The 20,124-nt window shown below is 57.1% G+C and carries 18 protein-coding genes; 9 read left to right on the forward strand and 9 right to left on the reverse strand.

Going from position 1 to position 20,124, the window contains the following annotated elements:
• Window positions 1-62: 62 nt before the first annotated feature.
• From ACXAGD_RS19345 to ACXAGD_RS19365, 5 genes are all read right to left on the reverse strand, one after another.
• The gene (locus ACXAGD_RS19345; RefSeq protein ID WP_475213020.1) at window positions 63-929 is read right to left on the reverse strand and encodes a hypothetical protein; all 867 of its coding nucleotides are present in this window, start codon (window positions 927-929) and stop codon (window positions 63-65) included.
• Between the two features lie 152 nt (window positions 930-1,081).
• Window positions 1,082-2,374: a gluzincin family metallopeptidase gene (locus tag ACXAGD_RS19350; protein WP_475213022.1), complete on the reverse strand. Its 1,293-nt coding sequence runs from the start codon at window positions 2,372-2,374 to the stop codon at window positions 1,082-1,084.
• Between the two features lie 43 nt (window positions 2,375-2,417).
• Window positions 2,418-3,728 (reverse strand): TfuA-like protein, encoded by a 1,311-nt coding sequence (locus ACXAGD_RS19355; RefSeq protein ID WP_475213023.1) that lies wholly within the window; start codon window positions 3,726-3,728, stop codon window positions 2,418-2,420.
• Window positions 3,725-4,930 (reverse strand): YcaO-like family protein, encoded by a 1,206-nt coding sequence (locus ACXAGD_RS19360; RefSeq protein ID WP_475213024.1) that lies wholly within the window; start codon window positions 4,928-4,930, stop codon window positions 3,725-3,727. Before ACXAGD_RS19360 ends, ACXAGD_RS19355 begins: the two co-directional genes overlap by 4 nt.
• A gap of 597 nt (window positions 4,931-5,527) precedes the next feature.
• Window positions 5,528-6,517 carry an aldo/keto reductase gene (locus ACXAGD_RS19365; protein ID WP_475213026.1) on the reverse strand — a complete coding sequence of 330 codons (990 nt, stop codon included), beginning with the start codon at window positions 6,515-6,517 and terminating at the stop codon, window positions 5,528-5,530.
• 431 nt (window positions 6,518-6,948) lie between these two features.
• On the opposite strand from ACXAGD_RS19365, the gene ACXAGD_RS19370 reads away from it, so the two are divergent.
• From ACXAGD_RS19370 to tolA, 4 genes are read left to right on the forward strand one after another with little or no spacing between them, the layout of a single operon-like run.
• On the forward strand, window positions 6,949-7,896 hold the full coding sequence (locus ACXAGD_RS19370; protein ID WP_475213028.1) for a MotA/TolQ/ExbB proton channel family protein: 948 nt from the start codon (window positions 6,949-6,951) through the stop codon (window positions 7,894-7,896).
• 4 nt (window positions 7,897-7,900) lie between these two features.
• Window positions 7,901-8,272, forward strand: coding sequence for an ExbD/TolR family protein (locus ACXAGD_RS19375; RefSeq protein ID WP_475213030.1), 372 nt, complete (start codon window positions 7,901-7,903; stop codon window positions 8,270-8,272).
• A 4-nt stretch (window positions 8,273-8,276) separates the two neighbouring features.
• Window positions 8,277-8,660 (forward strand): ExbD/TolR family protein, encoded by a 384-nt coding sequence (locus ACXAGD_RS19380; RefSeq protein ID WP_475213032.1) that lies wholly within the window; start codon window positions 8,277-8,279, stop codon window positions 8,658-8,660.
• Window positions 8,657-9,493 (forward strand): cell envelope integrity protein TolA, encoded by an 837-nt coding sequence (gene tolA / locus ACXAGD_RS19385; protein WP_475213035.1) that lies wholly within the window; start codon window positions 8,657-8,659, stop codon window positions 9,491-9,493. The genes ACXAGD_RS19380 and tolA overlap by 4 nt, the downstream gene beginning before the upstream one ends.
• Before the next feature lie 53 nt (window positions 9,494-9,546).
• Here tolA and ACXAGD_RS19390 read toward each other — a convergent pair whose 3' ends face one another.
• Genes ACXAGD_RS19390 through ACXAGD_RS19405 form a run of 4 tightly spaced genes read right to left on the reverse strand, consistent with a single transcriptional unit; the run spans window position 9,547 to window position 15,154 of the window.
• A complete protein-coding gene (locus ACXAGD_RS19390; protein ID WP_475213037.1) occupies window positions 9,547-10,995 on the reverse strand; it encodes an amidase in 1,449 nt (482 codons plus the stop codon).
• Between the two features lie 16 nt (window positions 10,996-11,011).
• On the reverse strand, window positions 11,012-13,075 hold the full coding sequence (locus tag ACXAGD_RS19395; RefSeq protein WP_475213039.1) for an ABC transporter permease: 2,064 nt from the start codon (window positions 13,073-13,075) through the stop codon (window positions 11,012-11,014).
• 4 nt (window positions 13,076-13,079) lie between these two features.
• Window positions 13,080-14,159, reverse strand: coding sequence for a quaternary amine ABC transporter ATP-binding protein (locus ACXAGD_RS19400; RefSeq protein ID WP_475213041.1), 1,080 nt, complete (start codon window positions 14,157-14,159; stop codon window positions 13,080-13,082).
• A 59-nt stretch (window positions 14,160-14,218) separates the two neighbouring features.
• The gene (locus ACXAGD_RS19405) at window positions 14,219-15,154 is read right to left on the reverse strand and encodes an ABC transporter substrate-binding protein (protein WP_475213043.1); all 936 of its coding nucleotides are present in this window, start codon (window positions 15,152-15,154) and stop codon (window positions 14,219-14,221) included.
• A gap of 175 nt (window positions 15,155-15,329) precedes the next feature.
• Here ACXAGD_RS19405 and betI point away from each other — a divergent pair, with 175 nt between their 5' ends.
• From betI to ACXAGD_RS19430, 5 genes are all read left to right on the forward strand, one after another.
• The gene (gene betI / locus ACXAGD_RS19410; RefSeq protein ID WP_475213045.1) at window positions 15,330-15,983 is read left to right on the forward strand and encodes a transcriptional regulator BetI; all 654 of its coding nucleotides are present in this window, start codon (window positions 15,330-15,332) and stop codon (window positions 15,981-15,983) included.
• Between the two features lie 123 nt (window positions 15,984-16,106).
• Window positions 16,107-17,336, forward strand: coding sequence for an ATP-binding protein (locus tag ACXAGD_RS19415; RefSeq protein ID WP_475213048.1), 1,230 nt, complete (start codon window positions 16,107-16,109; stop codon window positions 17,334-17,336).
• Window positions 17,336-17,836 (forward strand): hypothetical protein, encoded by a 501-nt coding sequence (locus ACXAGD_RS19420; protein ID WP_475213050.1) that lies wholly within the window; start codon window positions 17,336-17,338, stop codon window positions 17,834-17,836. The genes ACXAGD_RS19415 and ACXAGD_RS19420 overlap by 1 nt, the downstream gene beginning before the upstream one ends.
• A gap of 2 nt (window positions 17,837-17,838) precedes the next feature.
• Complete coding sequence (locus ACXAGD_RS19425) at window positions 17,839-18,765, forward strand: tetratricopeptide repeat protein (protein WP_475213052.1); 927 nt, start codon at window positions 17,839-17,841, stop codon at window positions 18,763-18,765.
• A 211-nt stretch (window positions 18,766-18,976) separates the two neighbouring features.
• Window positions 18,977-20,080, forward strand: a complete 1,104-nt coding sequence (locus tag ACXAGD_RS19430) for a Hint domain-containing protein (protein ID WP_475213054.1) — start codon at window positions 18,977-18,979, stop codon at window positions 20,078-20,080.
• Window positions 20,081-20,124: the final 44 nt, after the last annotated feature.

Raw genomic sequence — 20,124 nt, forward strand, 5'->3', positions numbered from 1 at the left:
CCCTGCGTAGCAAGGGCCTTTTGCGTTTCTATCCTAAGTCGGACCCAGATCCCAATCCCGCGTCAATCTTCCGAGCCCCGCGCGCGTGCACCACTGACTCTAGCTCCACTCACTCGCGCGCCGCTGACACGAGCACCACTTACTCGAGCACCACTTACGCGAGCGCCACTGACACGAGCACCGCTGATTGCCGGGCTGTCAAATCCGAAATAGATGTCCAGCAAAACCTGTTCGAATTGGCCAGTCATCACGTCCATGCGGATTGTAAAATCGGCTTTGTCATAAGACCAGACTTGGATATCATCCGCGACTTGGTAGTCGGCAGAGGAAACGCCACTAATATCAGGATTGCTCGGAGCACGAGATCCGTTGTTGGGAGGGCGATTACGATCAGTTGCAGAAACGCCATTCCCATGTACTAGGAAAATAGAGGGTTCGGGTAGGTCGTAAACCGTACCCTCGTAGCCAAAGCTGTAAATTCGAGCTAGTTTTGCGTTTCCACCGAATTGATCGCCAATTAAGTTGTTAACACCATTTCCGCGCCTGCGGTTTTCCTGTTCAACGTATAATTGCTCTGCGTGACGGTTAGCGTCTTGTAACCAAAACGTATTCTTGAATTGTCTGCCGCGACGGACGTAAACCAATGACCCGAAACTTACTTTTTTGCGTTTTACTAGATCAAATGTATTAGCGGCGTTTAGTTGTGTTTTGTAAATTCCTGATAGGTTGTTTTCCTGGTTGCCGACTTGAACCAGTACTCGGTCATCCTCATTCAATGCCACACCGTCAATTTCAACAATTCCAGCCGGGACAACCCCGCCGGCAGGTACGACGATTACTACCCGAACCGTTCTTTGATTAAGTTTGAGATCCGTGATCTCACGGCCAAACAACAACACTTCTGAAAAACTAAGTAAGGATTCGGACATCGCACTTTCTCCCAACTATGGGATCGACGGAGTCAGAACCCTCATCTCCCCCCTTAAAATCAACTCGAACAAATAATTCGAGCAAATACGTTCCAAAAATCATCCCACGACTGCATGCCACAAAACTATTTAAAAATAAAGGGTTTTAGGCTCTAGTCCGGCACCTGAGTGCGGACCGAATTCGAATGGCTGTCTTCCTCGGGATCCGGCAGACGAGGCCCTGCGGTGGTCAATCCGATATCGCGCATCCGAAAGTTGCCTTCGATGATGTTACGAAAAGCGCCCCCAGTGATCTCTTGGTCCACGGCTAGCAAGGCCTTTTCCACTCCAAAATAGCTAAGCATATCTGCGTCCAGCAACCCCCACGCATCAGCCAGATAGGTGCCCAGATAGTCGCGCGCTTCCAGCAGGGCGATACGGAACCCTTCAGGGTTCTCGGCGTATCGCTTGTCGAAGATACCCTGCATCATCCGGCTGTAGTCGGGCGAGCCTTCCAACTTATCCGATAAGTCCTCTTCTTCAGGAGAGATCAGGCCATGCACCAGCAGGCGCTCGTGATAGATGTCGACGAAAATGTCGAACATCGCACCAGTCAGGGGTTCTGACAAAGCGTGTTCGCTAGACCATCCGGCGGCGAATTCCGACAGGGACCGGTCATTAGCTGCAAGCCTGATCTGCGCGTTTTCCGATAGTTCGGCAAATCGGCTGAGGCGGTTGAAGGTGTAAAGGTTACCCCGCGTGTTCTCCAGCAAGTCATCGACCACCGAACCAAAATGCAGCGACGCGAGCAAAGCCACAAGATCAGCCGCGGATTCATGAAATCCGTAATACTCGCCCGAGGCATCGCCGTTAGAGGGCATCCCAATCACACTGTAGATGATGGCGTGGCCGATTTCATGCGCGACTACGTCGAAGTTCAGACTGTAGGGGCGGTATTCCCCGCCATGTTCGTGGGTGCCGCCGGTCTCCAGAAACCCCCAGCCGATATGCGCATTGTCCAGGCTGGGCAGTAGCGATAATTCCAGCCGATCAAAGTCGCGCGCAAAATGCCACGGGATCGGGCGGTCGAAATAGCCCTGCCAGACATCCATGGTGAAATGGGCCGATCCGAACAGATGCGCCGCCTCAAACGCGGGATTGCTGGGATCGATATGGATGAAATTGCCGAACTCATCCGGCATGGCGGGCGGTTGAATCTGGCCGTCCCAGGGCGGCAGGTACATACCCGGTCCATTGGGACCGGGTATGATCGCGCCATAAGGAGTTGTCTTGCCCACCGGATCAACCGTGTACATGCGCGGCCCGGATGGCCCCGGCCCGATACTGCCTTGAGGAGCGGAAATCTCGACCAGTTCCAACTGGGCGTTGGGTTCCAGAAACGGCGACTGTGGATACAGTAGGAACCGGGTACCAGGTTCTTCTTCAATCTGTTCGGGTGAATTCACAAAACGCCCTCCCGCGTGGTGCCCAGTCAATTCCGGCGGCCTGTCATTCGGCAACTCCGGTGTCGGCACCCTTGTGGCAATACAAAAACTCGGCTTCTATCAGGTCATAAAACGCATCGCGCCCGGTCAGACCAAGCGTCACTGCGTAAGAGTCAAGATCATCGGGCACGGCTTGGTCAAGACGAGATTCAAAATACCACATCAGCATCCTCAACCGATCGACACCGGACCGGCCCGTCGGAAGGGCCTGTTCCGCCTTGCTGGCCGCCCGGTCCTTCAACCCGATGTATTGATCCGATCGTCGCAACTCCGACAGAAGCTGCACATCCAGACGGCCTGCCCGTGACGCCGCGGCGGATTCGATCCGGGCGGCGTCCGACAACATCGTCTCATAGCCCTCGGGGGTTAGATCGTTCGCTTCAATCCACGCCATCAGGTCGGACCGCCGGGACAGGCCAGAATTGGCTCGGTGATCTTCCATCTGCCGGACCAGCTCAGTGCGTTCGGGGTGGCGATCCTGTCTCGAGGCCTCCTCGTGCGAGAGCAGCGCCAGAACTGCACGCTCTCGCAACGTCGCATAGAGTTCGGGTTGCAACCGCAGTTCGTCGATCACGCTGCGGTCGGGTGCGGGGTCCCCGGCATCAATCCGCGCGCACAGGGCTTTCCACATCAAAGTGCGCTCGGTTCTGGCAATCTCCGACGGGGGCAGGGGGGTTCCGGTCAGATGTTCAGACATGCGCTCCAGCATGGCGACAGCATCTTGTGCCTTGGCATCTACGCGCCCGGTTGGCAGCCAATCCGCAAATTCGGCGATACCCGGCAAGTCCTGAAACGGCGCAAGGAGGTCCGGCCAGACGCGATGACGGTAGTGCATCGACTTGGCGCAGCGCAGCAGTTCAGTGGCCGTATTCTGCGGCAGAACCCCGGCGGTCTGTGCTTGCGCCACGGTCGCACGGACCGACACCATCGGCTCACTCAGCGGCTGGAAACCCAGCTCAGCCGGGCTGTGCAAGACCGCGACTTCGTCGTCATCTTGCAGCGTGCCATCGAGGTAGTCTTCGAAGATGCCCCCAACGCCGATCATTCCGAAATCGGCCAGCTCGGCAGCGCGCAGGGCGCCCATACTGGCACTGCCGAAGACCGGAATTCCTTGCTCGAGCGCCCACAGGATTTCCTTGTGCCAGACCGAGGGCACTCCTTCAAAGAAACCATCGATGATGCCAATGGCGGACGGGTTTTTGCTCACCACGCGGTATACGTCACCCTGTCGGACGGGTGGCAGGATCATTGCGTCCAATCGCTCGGAAACCGCCTCTGACGTAAGGGTCGGACCCACAAAAATCACCGCCGTCATGTCAGACCTTCCTCGATGCGCTGTGCCCTGGGGCCGGGGATGTAATCCGGTTCGTCATGCGGCGCCTCAAGCCCGGGTATGACGGCCCGGACTACGGCGATGTCATATTCAGGGCGCGAGAGATCTACAGTCACCACCTGAGCGACACCCACAGCGGCAAGCCGCTGCAACAACAGGCCCAGATCCTCATCAAAGGAATTTGTTTCATGGGACGGGCAGTCGCTAAAGCTTTGATTTGGCGCTGTGCCATCGATCAGGTCGAGCACGTATTGACCCCGATCCATTTTAGCCTGATCGGTGAATTCTTCGGGGTCAAGGTCATCCCGCGCGCCCGAGATATAGGTTAATCGCGTTTGCGCCGCCTCGGTCACGGCACGCAGCAAGGCGATGGCGCTGTCGGGGTGGCAGCCGTCGCCAATACCGATATGGCCGGGCTGTCCATCCCCTTCGCAAATCACGCAGCGAAAACTGGCGATACCAACGTCTGAAGTCGTGTTCCAGAGCCCGACCTCCAACCCGGCGGCGGTGATCATATCGATAGCCTGACGACAGCGTGGATCATCGACACTATCCGGATCTAGACGCGGCAACCCGGGTTGATGGTGCCATAGGGTTGTCGCATCCCGTTCGATCAACTCACATATCGCGTGGCAACAGGCCTCTGTCAGGTTGTTGCCGGAAGCCAGCCCATTTGTTGTGCGGGGAAAGGCGGCCTGTCCGCCAACCGGCGCACTGGTATAGTCGGTATCGACCATCTCAAGCGGAACCCAGCATGGGGTGCCCGTTCCCAAGTCGTGCCCTTGAACCCACAGCATGTTGGTATGCGGGTCAAAACTCCCTCCGGTCACTCGGGGCAGGTTGCTCACATCGACCACCTGGACTTCTTCGATCAGTTCTGAATACCTGGCCAGACGCTGCGGAAGCTGAACTCGTTCGGCGTGCCAGGATTCAATCGCCTCCATCACGCCTGAGGCCTCGGCGGCGCGCAAGGACAACCCTTTGCCCAAGGATACTGCAACCGAGCGGGAATTGGGCCGGGCGACCATCACCGTAGGCAATCCGATCCGGTCTAGTCCGGTCAGGTTCGCGATCCGGGTGATGCCCATGTTTTTCAGAAACGGCTTAACGATTTGTAGGGTCTGTTCGGGGTCGCGCAGCCGATGCGTGTCCAGCACATATTGCTTCTGTGATGCATCGGGCATGTTTCAGACCTTGTTCAAATAAATAACTACGCCGGAAAATAATCTTGTTGGGCCAGTCTGTTACGCCGCAGGATGCTGGATCAGGTCTGTTCGGTCAACCGTTGTGGTGCGTCGCAAGCAAAACTAGGCCTGAAGTGCGTTGATTTCTATTTAACATAACCATGATTATATCATATTTTGATGCCGCCCACTTCGGTCAATGGGCATGGTACTCATAGAGTGAAGGTTTCTTGCGGGCAAAGACTCTGACAACATATCGAAGAATATCATTCTGCTGGACGAGCCCCAAGACAATCTAGACACTTCGGCCAGCCGATTGCTCATGAAACAGCTTCGTTGCAAGGTGGACGGTCAGGCACGCTCTGTTTTCTTTGTATTGCACGATCTAAACCATGCCTGCTGCTAAGCCGATCACCCGGTTACGATGAAAGATGATTGGTTGAATACCTGTGCGCACCCTACCCAGGTTGTGGAGGCCGAACAGGTCCGCGCCATGTTTTCAACCTATGCATATGTTCATCAATTCAGGGTGCGCCCGCTATCTCACGTCTGTGCAATGCTCTGCCAAAACCTGTCTCGATCCATCTTAAGCAGGTTTCAGCAATAGCGTTCGGGCCCGGCCCACTGGTCATAGGAATACCGGTCACCATGAGCCCAACCGACCGGAAGGATCGTGTCGATCCTGTCTAATATCTCTTGTGACAACGCCAAATCCCCGCCTTTAGCCAGCTCACGCAAGTGTTCGACGTTGCGGGTGCCAGGAATGGCCAGAACATGCTCGCCGCGCTGCAACACCCAGGCGATGGCCAACGATGCGGCCGGTAGACCCAAGTCGGCTGCAAGCGATCGGAAAGCAGCGGTTTGGGCGACATTGGCGCTCAAGTTGGGTTCATTGAAGCGCGGCGTAGTCTTCAGAAACGGCATCTCAGCTATGCGCTCGATTGTATGGGGGGTATCCGTCAACAAAGATCGGCCTACAGGCGAAAACGCCACCAAAGCGGCCCCGATGTCTTGGCACGTTTGAATCAGGCCCAGATCGGGCGCACGGGTTGATAGAGAATACTCGGATTGCACCGCCGAAACGGGATACACCGCATGCGCACGACGCACGGAGGACGGTGCCACCTCGGACCAGCCTACCGCCTTGACCTTACCCTCTTTGACAAAGTTGGCCATCGTTTCGGCCACATCTTCAATTTCAAAGCGAGTATCGCGTCGGTGGACGTAATAAAGGTCGACAGCTTCAAGGCCCAGCCGGGTTAGACTGTCCTCGAGCGCTTTGCGCATATGATCAGGATCGTTGTTAAACCGTTGTTCAGGGTCCCGGGTTATGCCACCTTTTGTAGCGATGGTGAACGGAGTCTCGCCGCTGCGCTGTTTCAACCAAGTGCCAATCACTGTTTCCGACCGGCCCATGCCGTAGACATTGGACGTGTCGATATGTGTAATGCCCAGTTCCAAACAAGTGTCCAGAATTGCCATCGAACCTTCGTCCGTCGCGGGCCCGTAAAAATCACTAAATGACATGGCGCCATAACCCACAGCACTGACGGTGGGACCATTCTGTCCCAGTTTGCGCAATTTCATCCGGTCATTCCTTTGGCTTGGCTAAGTGTGAATGCAACTCTGCCGCCAAATGCTTTGCATGCAAGTCGTCATTCACGCAAGAGGCGGGCCAGAATACTCTTCGACAGCCAGTAGAGCTGTTTGCGGCCCTTTCTATTGACAAAGCACTGTCGAAAAACTAGGCCCTCACGCAAATGGGCTTATGAATTGCCCACGCCAGATTGCACTTGCCACAACCTCGCAGTTGCAACCCAGCCATTCAACAATGACAACCTGCAAGTTCCGCGCGCGCCAGCCGCAGCGGCGTTTCAGTATCGATGATGCATTAACGTTCAGCGCTGTGCAGACCCGTCACTGTCAGGTTCAGGCGAAGTAGGTATGCAATGACGGATTTTATTGACTTTCTTGCCTTTTGGCTGCGCGGACCGCGCGGTTGTATTCGAAAGTTTTGTATGATCCTGGCCGCTCTTCTGGCGACCGCGCCATTTAGTCTGACTGCACAGGAGACCTCAGCCCCGACTGTGCCGGACACTGTGGTGACCAGCCCCGCACCAGAAGCGCCACAGCAACCAGGAGTCGTCCCCGTTGATGCTACCGATGTAACTGGTGAGCAGACACAGCCCGAACCGGCAACCCCGCATGGCGAGACGACCGCGCCTTTGCCCGATGTGCAGACCCTGCCCGAACCAGAAAGCGCGCCGACAGAAACGGCCATCCCCGTGCGTGAAGAACAGGGCCTGCTGGACATCGCAAGCGACACTTCAGCCCAGGCAACCGAATTTCTGCGCAATGGAGGACCTTCGATCTGGGTCATCGCGGCCCTGTCGGTCATAACGGTTGCCCTGATCCTGTGGAAAATCTGGCGTCTTGCACTGATTGGGGCCTGGTCACGCGGCAAAGCCGGACTGGCCGTCGAACTATTCGAAGCAGGAAACACCAAGGCAGCGCTTGCCACTGTCAAAGGTAGAATGGGCGTGCGCTCCAAGGTGGTAGAGGCGGCGATCCTCGCCTTGACCAACCTTCCTGAAAGCCGTGCCCGAGAAGAGGTGTCGCGCGTGGCAAAACGTGAGATTGCCAATGCGGGTGTTGGATTGCGTGCGTTGGAATTGATCGCGACGATTGCGCCTCTGCTTGGTTTGCTTGGCACCGTTCTAGGTATGATTGCTGCATTTCAGGCGCTGCAACAATCGGGCAACCGCGCCGATCCGGCCTTGCTGGCTGGCGGCATTTGGGAGGCGTTGCTGACCACCGCTGCGGGCATGGCCGTAGCGATCCCAGCCTCGGCCGCGCTGACGTGGTTCGAAGCGGTAATCGACCGCATCCACCGTGATGTTGAAGACGGGGCCACTCGTCTGTTTGTGTCGGCGGCTCCGGAAGAATTGAAACTGGCGGCTGAGTGATCCGATGCAATTCGCCCCACCCTCCAGACCAAGGCGCAAACCCAGTCTGACACCGATGATTGACGTGGTGTTTCTGTTGCTGGTGTTCTTCATGCTGGCATCCCGGTTCGGAACGGACGCGACCCTGCCCTTGCCATTGGCCGCGGCAGGTGGGGAATATTCCGGCCCGCCCCGGCTGATCGACGTGCTGCCCGAAAGCACCCTGTTGAACGGCGTCGAGGTCACCGATCTGCCCAGTGCCTTGGCGCCGCTCATGCAACAACCAACGGACATGTTGATCCTACGCGGCAAAGACGGGGCAACGTTGCAGCGTATCGTGACAGTAACCGAGGCTCTGCGTGCGGCCGGGTACACTTCGGTTGTGCTGGTGGAGTGAGGCCATGGATTTCTCGGACCCGCCTCGCAGACCCCGCACAGAGTCCATTGTTCCAATGATCAACGTTGTGTTCCTGCTGTTGATCTTCTTTTTGATGACCTCAAACCTTGCAAAACCCGAACCCTTCGAAGTCTCACCACCCCGTTCGACCTCGGACATCGAGCCCGAGGTCGAGCGGATGCTTTATGTGGACAAGACCGGGCGCATGTCCTTTGAGGGAGCCGAAGGTGAAGGCGCGCTGGCCGAACTGGCCGCGAAAAGCGAGACGGAAAATATCATTCAAATCCGCGCCGACGGAGAGTTGGACGCCAAAGTCATGGCAAGGTTGCTGAACGATCTTGCCAAAGCCGGTCTGACTAAAGTCGAACTGGTGGTGGCGCCGCAATGAAACGATGGTTTGAAATCCTGGTTTTCGTGGTGCTTGCGGTCGCATTGCATCTGGTGGTTTTTGTCAGTCGGCCTCAATCCGGTGTTGCTGCCGGGGGCAGCGGTGGTGACGCATTGGTGTCGCTGAAAGCCGCTGCACCGACAGTCGCCGAAATGGTTCAGTCCTGGGAACAGCCAAAAGTCGTTCGGACCTCGCAGCCGATTGAAATGAAGGCACCAACGACCCCGTCCGTGGCCCCTTCCATGCCGGTCTTGAAGGTTGATCAGGCGCCGCGCGCTCAGGTGAAGGTGGCAATGGCAGCGCCCGCGTTGGAAAATGACGCCGAGATCGACACGGCACCGCCACCTCCGCCCAAGCCGGAACCCGAAGCAAATGCGAAACCGGACGTCAAACCCAAGCAACGGCCGCAGAAGAAACCGGAACAAGAGAGGCGCAAGGCCAAGGTCACCTCGGCCGGAGTGGCTAAACAGGTCTCGGCCGGGTCGGGCGGCGGAGCGCATGCCGGGTCGGGATCGGCCAAAGTAACCACGGGTTCACCGGGAAAACAGGCCAAGCTTGTGGCAGTATGGGGCGCTAAGATCCGCGCCCGCGTTGAGCGCAATAAGGGGTATCCACGCGGCAGCAAGTCCAGCGGAACCGCGATCGTTGCCCTGACAGTGTCTCGGGATGGGCGTTTGATGTCGCATAGGCTCGCGAAATCTTCGGGCGACCCCATCCTGGATCAGGCCGCTGTGACCGCGGTCACGCGCGCCGGGCGTTTTCCGAAGGCGCCAAAAGACCTGTCTGGTGACAGTTTCAACTTTTCCCTTCCTATCCTCATGAAGCCTCGGTGACCGTGCAACCGACCTTTTTGTGACCCTTTTGGAACTCACACCGGAACCGGGCTCTAAATCGACGGGCGCGCCGCGACGTTTCTGAACCATCCTCCGATCTGCGCCTCATAGGCCAGCGCGGCGCGGAAAACGGCCGGGTCGTCAAAGGTTCGGCCAACAATCTGAAGGCCGGTTGGAACTCCGGTCGTTGCAAAACCGCTGGGAACCGCAAGGACCGGGCAATGGTGCAGCATGTTGAAGTGGTGTGTCAGAATCCACCCATATTCCGGATCGACTTGAATGCCGTCGATCTCAAAATCCGTCGCGGTCGCATCGTGGTCTGCTTTGACCGCAGGTATCGTTGTGGTCGGGCAGAGGAACAGATCGAACCGCTCCATCAACGCGCCAAAGAACTGATACATATCGTGCTGGGTTTCCCAAGATCGTGATACATCGTCCAGAGTTGTTGCCTCAACGCCTTTTGCGGCGGCCAGCGTGTAATCGTTCAGTTGATCCGCATGTGTTTTGGCCGCCCAGGACGCCTGCCTGAGATAGTGCATCGTATTGTACCAATGCGTCGCCGCCGCGTCGCAGGCGCGGGTCCAGGGGACATCGACGTTGGTGATTTCGGCACCCAGCGCGCGAAAGTGCTCTAATGCTGCCAGAGTATTGCGGTGAACTTCGGGATCAACGGGGCAATATCCCAGATCCATCGAAAACGCGATTTTTACTCCGTCGAGCCTGCCGGCCTCGCGCGGAAGGTCAACAGTTTCGCGCAGGCTGTCATGGTCACGCGGATGCGCGCCCGACACCACATCCTGCACCAGAGCCAGATCCGCAACCGAGCGGGCCAACGGCCCACAATGGTTGTAGCGGTCGAAATTTGCAGGAGGGCCGTCGGGGTTGCGTCCGTGCGGCGGTTTGAACCCCACAACCCCGCAACAACTGGCCGGAATGCGGATCGACCCGCCGATATCGGTGCCGGTTGCAATCGGTGCAAAACCTGCCGCCAGTCCTGCGCCCGATCCGCCCGACGATCCGCCGGTACCGAACGCGGGGTTGAACGGGTTGACCGTGTTGCCCCAAGCCAGACTGCGGCAAACGCCCGAGATGCAGAACTCGGGCACCGTCGTGCGGGCCAGAATGATTGCTCCGGCATCCTGTAGGCGTTCGATCATCGGGTCCGACATCTCGTCCGGCGCGGCATCCATGTGCAGCAGTGACCCGTGCGTCGTGCGCTTGCCTTTGACCCTTTGCGCATCTTTGACCAGCGCCGGAATGCCCAGCAACGCTCCGCTGGCTGACCCATCCGCATAGGCGGCGTCCGCCACCAGAGCTTGTTGCAGCGCCTCGTCGAAATAGGTGTCTGTCAGCGCGTTGATCACCGGGTTGACCTGCTCTATCCGCGCGATCAAGGCCTGCAGCAGGGTACTGGGTTTCAGGCGGCCCGAGCGGAAGGCCGCAAGCGCCTCGGTCGCCGACATGTAGCACAGATCGAGGTCAACGGGCGCTGCGGTATCCATGCGACTTACTTTCTTATCAGACGGCGTTGTCCAGCTTTACGCCAAGGCGCGATTGGATTTGCTGGCTGAACCCTTGGGTGATGCGGTCGGCAATCATGGCGATGATGGCCATGCCGATCCCGGCGGTCATACCGACACCGAAGTCACCGTCGCCGAGGCCGATGTAAATCTGCTGCCCCAGATCGTCGGTGCCCACCAGCGCGGTGATCACCAGCATCGAGATGCCGAACATGATCGTCTGGTTCAGTCCCAACATGATCGACGGCACCGCCAGTGGTAGCTTTACCTGCCACAGTAACTGTCGCGGTGTCGTGCCGATGGCCGTCGCGGCCTCGATCACGTCATGGGGTAGATTGCGAAGCCCATGCTCGGTGTATCGGATGGCGGGGACGATGGCATAGACGATGATGGCTAGAAGCGCTGTGAACTCACCGATTTTGAACACCATTACAAAGGGGATGAGAATCACGAACAGCGGCATGGTTTGCAGCGTGTCGATCACCGGCCGAACCATACGCGATACGGTGTCATTCTCGGATGCCCAGATGCCGATCGCACTGCCGAACAGGAAGGACAGCAGCACCCCGACTCCACACAGATAGAGTGAGACGACCGAAGGCTCCCATATGCCGGTTAGCAACAGGAAAGCTACCCCAGCCAGAGCCCATAGGGCCAAGTTCATCCCACCAGCCTGCCATGCCAAAGCGACAATGATCGCGCAGAGCGCAACCCAAGCTAGCCCGGTCAGACCCGAGTACAGGACCAGCGCAAACAGGATGACCCAAAGCGCTGGCAGCACGCGCCCATTGAAGGCCAGGTATCCAGCCACTGCCGCGACTATAAGTGCGTAGCCAGTCGTCACAGCCGGGGTCATAGCAAATCCCCAAGTAAATGGGCTGACGGCTTGAGCCAGGCCAATCTTGATCGGCAGCATCAAATAGAACAGCGCTGCGCGCTTGATCGCCTCAAGCACTGTGCGGAATTCGACGAAGACCCACTCCAGACCTGCGTTCATGGCGGGGGCCGGGTTTAGGACCCATGCGTCGGGCCAGTCTTTGAGCGGCGAAAAGACCAGCGCCAACACCCAGGCCGCACCAAACAGAACCGCACAGGTTATCCAGCCTGAAGCCTTGCGCTGCGTCGAATTAGACTGCACCGCAAATCCCCATGTGATTCGGTCCAGCACCATCGCCATCAGTGCGATCACGATCCCGGCCAGCAGGCTTTCTCCGAACTGCGCTTTGCGCATGGTCGAAAGCACTTCCCAACCGATATCGTTGGTTCCCCCGATGATCGAAGCGATGATGACCATCGACAGGGACGCCATTGTTGTTTGGTTTACCCCCAACAGAACTTGCCGCTGGGCTGTCGGCACACGCACGCGCCAGAACAGTTGCGACGGGGTGGCACCGCTCATCAGGCCGGATTCGATGACCTCATCCGGGACACCGCGCAGACCGACGATGGTGTTGCGCACCATCGGCGGGAAGGCAAACAGGATCGAGGCGACCAGACCGACCGTTGTGCCAAACCCAAACAGCAGCAGGATCGGCAACAAGTAGGCAAAAGCAGGCACCGTCTGCATCAGGTCGAGGATCGGCATAATGATCCGATAGGCCCGCTCTGACATGAACCCCCACGTTCCCAGTGCAAAGCCCAAGGCAACTGCCATTGGGATCGACACACATACCAAAGCGAAAGAGTTCATCGATTGGGTCCAGAACCCGAATGTGACCATGTACGCAAGGCTGGCCGCGGTGAAGATCGCCAATCCTCTGCCTCCGGCGCGCAAGGCCAGAAAGACCCACAGCACAAACCAGGCCGCCCATGGCACCGCGTGCAGAACCGTCTTTGCCAACAGGATTGGCCAGTCCAGCAGCCAGGAAATGGCCTTGAAGAACCAGCCGAACGTCACAACGAACCACCGCATCGCGGTGTTCATCGGATCGGTCACCGGCAAAACCAGCGCATCGGGATAGGTCACCAGCGGCCCGAGGCTTTTGGCGAAAACCACACAAATCGCCACCAACACCGTGACCGCAAGCCAGACCACAAGCGATCTGTTCGAAGTTGCATCCATCGCGTCAGTCCTTGACCGCAGAGGCGTCCGAGACACCGCTGGCCAATGCGGCAACCACGTTCTGGCTGGTCATGTGCACCAGCGCGTTGTCGTCACGACGCACGGCGACACCGCTGTCGTGTGAGGCAAGATAGGGCAGTAGATCGGCCACATTGGTCGAGGCGGGAACCTCTTTGATCCCGGCAGGCGGTGTGTTGTCCGAGGCGACATCGCCTGCGGTCAGGATCAGCTCCCACGGGACATCGTTGGTAAACTCGCGAACGTAATCATCAACCGGGTTCAGGATCAGATCCACCGGGCGACCGATCTGCACGACCGCGCCGTCCTTCATGATCGCCATCCGGTCGGCAATTCGGAGAGCCTCAAGGAAGTCATGGGTGATAAAAACAATGGATTTGTGCAACTCCTGCTGTAGCCGTAGGAATTCGTCCTGCATCTGACGGCGGATCAGCGGGTCAAGCGCACTGAAGGGTTCATCAAGGAACCAGACCTCTGGCTCCACGGCCAGCGATCGGGCAATGCCGACACGTTGCTGCTGACCACCCGAGAGTTGGCTGGGGAAACTTGCTTCCCGACCTTCCAGACCAACCAGCGAGATCACCCGCTCGGCTCGTTCCAGGCGCTCTTTGTCGTCCAGCCCCTGCAGTTTCAGCGGAAAGGCAACGTTCTCCAGAACGTTCAGATGTGGCATCAGTCCAAAGCTCTGGAACACCATTCCCATCTTGTGACGGCGAATGTCGATCAGCTCTTTCGATGACACTTTCAGCAGGTCCTCCCCATCCAGCAGAATCTCTCCGGCGGTAGGTTCAACCAGACGGGACAGGCAGCGCACGATTGTCGATTTGCCCGAACCCGACAGGCCCATAATCACGAAAATCTCGCCCGGCATCACGTCAAAACTGACATCTGTCGAGGCGACGATACCGCCGTCGTCCCGAATACTTTGCGCAAGCGCCTTGGCCTCGTCAGGCCCCTGCCCGGCTACATCGACATTGCTCAGGTGCTGGTCCGCCCCTTTGCCGTAGAGCTTCCAGACATGTTTGCAGGACAGTTTCGGGGTGTTGGTCGGGGAAGATGTGGTCATTTTGGCAGCCTTGAAAATGGTGGAGCACGCGAACGGCGCTCCACCTAGTTCGGTGTTGGTTATTGCTTTGCGGCTTCAACCCAAGGCTGCCAGACGTCCTGGTTTGCACCCATCCACTCGGCAACGACCTCTTTCACTTCGCGCCCGTTCTGGTCTACTTCAAGGATCAGGGCGTTCTGCACGTCGTTGGTCATGCTCATCAGCTCAACCATCTTCATGGCGTCTGGATAAGTTGTGACAAAGTCTTTTGCGACGATTTTGTCGACGGTCGCCTGCTGGAAGCCACAAGCTTCACCGCGCTTCTGGCTGGTTTCGTCGCAGGTGCCGTGTGGCGAATCCCATTCGACCCATTCCACCTCGGTATCCGCGAACACCCAATGCGGCTGCCACATCATCATCAGGATCGGCTGCTCTGCGGCAACAGCACTCTTGAGTTCGGCCAGCATCGCGCCTTCCGAGCCACCGGGTACTGGTTTGAATGGCAGGTCGATCAGTTCGACCAGATCGGCCGAACGGGTCCCCCAGTCCGCCGGATAGGTGATCAGGCGACCATCCGGAAACGTGTCCGCGGCGGCAAAGGCCTGCGCACAATCATACAGCGCCTCATAGGCCGGCAGACCCGGGCACAGATCGGCCATATAAGGAGGATAAATCCAGCCTTCCTGCGGCTCGAGCCCTAGTCCGCCGACAACGATGATGTCCCCGGCCTCAACGGCCTTGGGATAGATATCGCCAACGTTGTTGGTCCACAGTTCGGGCTGATAGTGCAGGCTGCCTTCGGCAATTGCGGCCAGCTGTGGTACGGCACCGGCGGTGACGTATTCGACCTCGTGACCTAGTTCTTCGAACAGCGCGCCTGCGAAATGGGCCGAGATATGCTGGCCCGTCCATTCATTGACGGCGATCTTGATCGGATCGGCCAAAGCCGCGCCCTGAGTCAACATAAGCGTGGCGGAAGCCAGCAAAGCGGGCTTCAGTTTGTGTGAGAATTTCATGGTTAACCTCCGTTGGTGGGTTGGCCGTTTTCGGCCTTTTGGGTCCGTATCTAAAAAACAGTACGGTTGCAGGTAATTTGATGCACCAGACTGTTTTTTGTCAACAGAGTTTGTTTTTTGCCTTTCTGAATGGTAATTTCATATCCATTACGCTGAGCATGAAGGCGATCCTAACATGAGAAAGCAGACCATCAAGAACATGCGTCGCAAGCAATTGACCGAAGCGGCGTTTGACGTGCTCAAAACTCAGGGAATCGGTGGGACGACCTTTGATAAGGTGGCCAAAGAGGCAGGTTTATCCAAAGGTGTCGTGCAACACTATTTCCCGGACAAGGAAGCGTTATTCGAGGCGGTTTTGCGGGAATCCAACGCAGAAGCTGGCCGGTGTGTCACCGCATTGTTCGCCCACAGCAACACACCGACAGAACGCCTATACGCGATAATTTACGGCAACTTCGCTCCAACCCTATTTCAGCACGAAATTTGTAACGCCTGGGTTTACCTGTGTGCAGAGGTGCCGCAAAACGCCCAATTTTTACGCATACAGAATGTCATCCATTCCCGAATGCGCAGCAACATGATGGACGCTTTGCGCCATATGGTTGAACCGGATTTGGCCGAGCAGATTGCCTTTATTCTGACAACGATGATCGACGGGATCTGGATGCGGGGTGCGCTGCAAACACAGCCTATGTCCTCGGACGAAGCCTTGTCACATATGGAGTTTACACTGAAACGGTTGTTCCGCGATACAACGGTCGACAGCGCCGACTTGCAGGCCGCACGCGAAAAAATCGCGCAGGTCAGCGGCATCCTGTTCAAAGTTTGAGGTGTGACACCAGAGGCTTGTGGTTTTTGGGGTCGGCAACTTTGACTTGATTTAGACTGATTTCCGACACAGTTTGATGCCGTTTTTACCATAGGTCTCGACCGGTGTTTTCGGAGACAGGAATTGCCTGATAAATCATTTGAAGCCCTGCTGGGGCGTCTTGAAGCCTCGCCGGAAAACGTGACGCTTCGGCTGGCCGTGATGCGCCGGGCAATGGCGTTGAAACTGGACAGTCGTGCGCTGGAGCTAGCGTTTGAAATTCAACCAGAGAATGTAGAGTCTACCGATGACCGCGCTCTGGTCTCGCAGGTATTCACGACTGCGGGCCTGACCGAAGACGCCGAACGCTGGGGCCAATCCGAAGAGGTGGCGCCCCGCTTTGAACCTGAAGAACAGGACTCTCAACCCATCGCGGACGAGATTGCCGACAACGTTGTCAGTCTGCAGGTGATTGAGGGACAATCCGAACCTGAACTCGCTGAGGGGGATGAGCAAATCTCATTCGCTGATGTGGGTGGGCTTGAAAACGTGAAACGCGATATCGAAAGGCGTATCATCGCGCCTTTCAAGCAGTCGGGTTTGCTGACGCGTTTCAGGAAAAAATCTGGCGGCGGTGTTTTGATGTACGGCCCGCCCGGTTGCGGCAAAACCATGATCGCACGGGCAACGGCGGGGGAATGTGGCGCGCGATTTCAGGCTGTGGCGATCTCGGACATTCTCGACCCCTATTGGGGCGTAGCCGAGCAACGGTTGACCTCGGTTTTTGAACAGGCGCGCAACAACACTCCGACCATTCTGTTCTTTGACGAGATCGATGCGCTGGGATCAAAGCGATCTGGGCATACGTCGACCCATATTTCCCAGATGGTCAGCCATTTTCTGGCGCAGATGGATGGTGTCAGCCAACGCAACGACGGCGTTCTTGTGTTGGCTGCGACCAACATCCCTTGGTCGATGGACTCCGCGTTTCTACGCCCGGGGCGTTTCGACCGCCTGTTCTTTGTCCCGCCGCCGGATGCCAAGGCTCGAGAGGCGATCCTACTGATGGAGCTGGCCGGGCGCCCGAGTGAAGCCAACATCCGCTTTGATAAAATCACTGCTGCCACAAGCGGATACTCCGGTGCGGACCTGGCGCAGATCGTCGAAACCGCAACAGATCTGGCGATTGACGCGACTTTGTCGCAGGGCCGTGAAGTACCGATCAGCATGAAAATGCTTGAGACGGCTGCCAATCTGGTCCGCCCCTCAACAATTGACTGGCTGACCACCGCCCGCAACCACGCCACCTATGGCAATGAGAGCGGACGGTATGACGACGTTCTGGCGTTCCTCAAGTCAAACGGACGCAAGTGATGCAGTTGGACATAGCGGAGAACACGCTAGACGGAGCAAACCCCGACAGAATTACCGCCCCTATCGTGGTCTGGATTGCCGGTTTTCTGGCCGGGCCGGTTTTCAGCAGCATCTGGATGTACCGAAACGCAGGCTTTCTGGGTTGTCGCAGCCAGAAACAACAAGGCCGCGTGCTGCTGGCTTCGGTGCTGTTCTGCGCCCCGATGCTGGTGCTGATTGATTTCATCAAGGACAGTTTCGAAAAAGGCAGTATCGAACGTCTGGGCAACCAGATCCTGCTGAACATTGTTCTGGTGGTCGCAATTGTTGCGTCCGGTTATTGCTATCAGGCGCAGCGGCAACTCTATCACCTGCATAGGACGGCGACAGGTCGAGACCAGATGCGTTTACCCACTGCGCTTCTGTTCGTCATTGGGTCGTGGTTTGCCACCGCCGTTCTGCTTATCTTCTTTCCTCCATTGGGTGAGGCAATGGGTGGCCTCGCTTACTTCTTGAACTGATCATGACGCTATCCAACAGAGATCTTCCGCTGGCAATTGCCGCTTCTGATCGAGGCGACTACACCACCGCGCTCGGGTATTTTCGCAAGGCTTTGAAGGCGGATCCGGAAAGCGCGCTTATTCACGCGCACCTTGCGGTCTGTTTGTTTGGGTTGCGCAAGTATTTTGCCTCATCCCGCGCTGTGGACGCGGCTTTGTCTTTGGCCCCGAACCTGCCCATGTCGCATGTGCTTCGATCCATGCTGGACACGGTTTTCGGCGACAGTAAATCGGCCAAGGCCTCTTTGGATGAAGCCCTGCGTCTGGATCCCGAAAACAAGGACGCGTTAGTGCTTCGTTGCGCCAGCGCGTTGTTCGATCGGGACATTCCGGAACTGGCAAAGGTGACCGAGGCACTATTGTCACTGTATCCGGACGACGATCAGGCCCACTATTTCGCATCAAGGCTGGCAAGCCTGCGAATGGATGCAGACACTGCGGAAAAGCACGCCAGAGTCGCGCTGAGGATCGCACCGAACAAGGACGCAAATCACATCGCCATCGGCTGGGCGTTCTGGGTTCGCAAGGACTTCGACAAAGCGCAGGAAGCGGCCCTTAGTGCATTGGCTCTGTCTCCCAATAGCCGGGATGCGCACAGCCTGTTGGCCGCGATTGAAATGCACCGCAAACCTCTGACCGGTTGGTTTCATCGCATTGGCTACCTTGCCAACAACGTGAATATCAAGACGGCCACGCTATACTTTGTCCCTGCTCTGTTCCTTTATATGACTGCGGGCGACGTTCTGGATTACTTCGGTCACGAAGAGATTGCGGACGAGATGCTGCATTTTGTGATGGTCGTTGCCGGTTCGCTCTTGCTGAGCACTCATTTGTACTCCAGGAAGGCAGCAAAACACCAAAATGTTGCCACCCTCAGTAAGGACTATTGAACGCCATCCGCTGCAGTTCCTGAGATGGCTGCAGTTAGACACCATGATTGATCATCGCCCGGGCCAGACAGCCAGTGGTGTCGCTCCCAAGCAGGTAGGTTCGCACAGGTTGTTGATCTGCAAGCGGTGGTTTTCTGATTTAAAACTTGAACTTTCTGACGATCGCAGGCTAATTGCCTACCGTACGAGTTTTTTGTTTCAAGAGTAACGCATGACCACCACGTTTACCGTCTTCTCCCTTGGAAACCTGCCAATATGGGATCCCGCTGAGGGTAACCAATTCCTATCAACCACTAATGTAAACGCAGCCCTTGGCACCTATGGCTCGGCTGGCGATCCTCTTTACGACAGCCGCCAGACATTTTCCGAGGCAGGCAACGGTTTCGGCGGTGGCGATCCAGACACTTATGATCTGGACAACAATGTCTCGAACGACCAGTTCAGCATCGACGGAGGGCCGCCTCAGACCTTTGATGCGTCGATGATCTACAACGCGGTCATCACTTACAATGATGGCACGACCGCCAACATCACTGCCGTCGTTTTTCAGGACACCAACGGCAACACGTATTGGGCGCCGGAGTTCGAGGCAAACGCGGATCAGGACGCGATCGACGAACGTGCGATTGTGTCAATCGAGTTGGTTTCGCCGATTTATTCCAACGGTTTCGGAACCGGATACTCGATGTTCGGGGAACGGGAAGAGTCCGACCCCTTGTGTTTTGCCGGGGGCGCGATGATTGCCTGCCCCGACGGGCCACGGCCAATCGAAGACCTGAGGGTTGGAGATCTAGTTCTGACCATGGACAACGGCGCTCAGCCAGTACGCTGGATTGGACGACGGACCATGGCGGCCATTGGCAAATTCGCACCTATAAGAATCAGCGCGGGTGTTCTGGGTGCCCAAGAGACACTGGAAGTGAGCCCCCAGCATCGCATTCTGCTAGAAGGTCCCGAGGTCGAATTGCAATTCGCATGTCCGCAGGTCTTTGCCGCGGCCACGCATCTGATTGACGGCGATGGCGTGTCTGCGCGGCAAGGTGGAGAGGTCGAGTATTTCCATCTGCTCTTTGATGAACATCAGATCGTCTGGGCCAACGGTGTAGCGTCAGAAAGCCTGCTTCTGGGCAAAATCGGCATGTCCACGCTGGATGATGCAAGCGTAGCTGAGATTCAAACCGTATTCCCCGATCTTGATGTGACCTCCGGGCCGGGCTTTAAAGTCGCCCGCCCTGTTTTGAGGTCCTTTGAGGCGTCTCTGCTGGCCACGCGGTCTTCGGTCGAAAAATCGCGCAATTACATCAAGGCCGCTTGAGCAATCGGCTTGGCCAGTGAATTGGTCGTACCGTAAAGGCTAGC

Source organism: Ruegeria sp. ABF4_144, assembly GCF_056160045.1.

Coding starts and splice junctions, on each gene's coding strand:
- ACXAGD_RS19400 (WP_475213041.1), bottom strand. CDS start 14,159: ATGACCACATCTTCCCCGACCAACACCCCGAAACTGTCCTGCAAACAT.
- ACXAGD_RS19420 (WP_475213050.1), top strand. CDS start 17,336: ATGCAGTTGGACATAGCGGAGAACACGCTAGACGGAGCAAACCCCGAC.
- tolA (WP_475213035.1), top strand. CDS start 8,657: ATGAAACGATGGTTTGAAATCCTGGTTTTCGTGGTGCTTGCGGTCGCA.
- ACXAGD_RS19360 (WP_475213024.1), bottom strand. CDS start 4,930: ATGCCCGATGCATCACAGAAGCAATATGTGCTGGACACGCATCGGCTG.
- ACXAGD_RS19345 (WP_475213020.1), bottom strand. CDS start 929: ATGTCCGAATCCTTACTTAGTTTTTCAGAAGTGTTGTTGTTTGGCCGT.
- ACXAGD_RS19395 (WP_475213039.1), bottom strand. CDS start 13,075: ATGGATGCAACTTCGAACAGATCGCTTGTGGTCTGGCTTGCGGTCACG.
- ACXAGD_RS19375 (WP_475213030.1), top strand. CDS start 7,901: ATGCAATTCGCCCCACCCTCCAGACCAAGGCGCAAACCCAGTCTGACA.
- ACXAGD_RS19370 (WP_475213028.1), top strand. CDS start 6,949: ATGATCCTGGCCGCTCTTCTGGCGACCGCGCCATTTAGTCTGACTGCA.
- betI (WP_475213045.1), top strand. CDS start 15,330: ATGAGAAAGCAGACCATCAAGAACATGCGTCGCAAGCAATTGACCGAA.
- ACXAGD_RS19425 (WP_475213052.1), top strand. CDS start 17,839: ATGACGCTATCCAACAGAGATCTTCCGCTGGCAATTGCCGCTTCTGAT.
- ACXAGD_RS19430 (WP_475213054.1), top strand. CDS start 18,977: ATGACCACCACGTTTACCGTCTTCTCCCTTGGAAACCTGCCAATATGG.
- ACXAGD_RS19365 (WP_475213026.1), bottom strand. CDS start 6,517: ATGAAATTGCGCAAACTGGGACAGAATGGTCCCACCGTCAGTGCTGTG.
- ACXAGD_RS19380 (WP_475213032.1), top strand. CDS start 8,277: ATGGATTTCTCGGACCCGCCTCGCAGACCCCGCACAGAGTCCATTGTT.
- ACXAGD_RS19405 (WP_475213043.1), bottom strand. CDS start 15,154: ATGAAATTCTCACACAAACTGAAGCCCGCTTTGCTGGCTTCCGCCACG.
- ACXAGD_RS19355 (WP_475213023.1), bottom strand. CDS start 3,728: ATGACGGCGGTGATTTTTGTGGGTCCGACCCTTACGTCAGAGGCGGTT.
- ACXAGD_RS19390 (WP_475213037.1), bottom strand. CDS start 10,995: ATGGATACCGCAGCGCCCGTTGACCTCGATCTGTGCTACATGTCGGCG.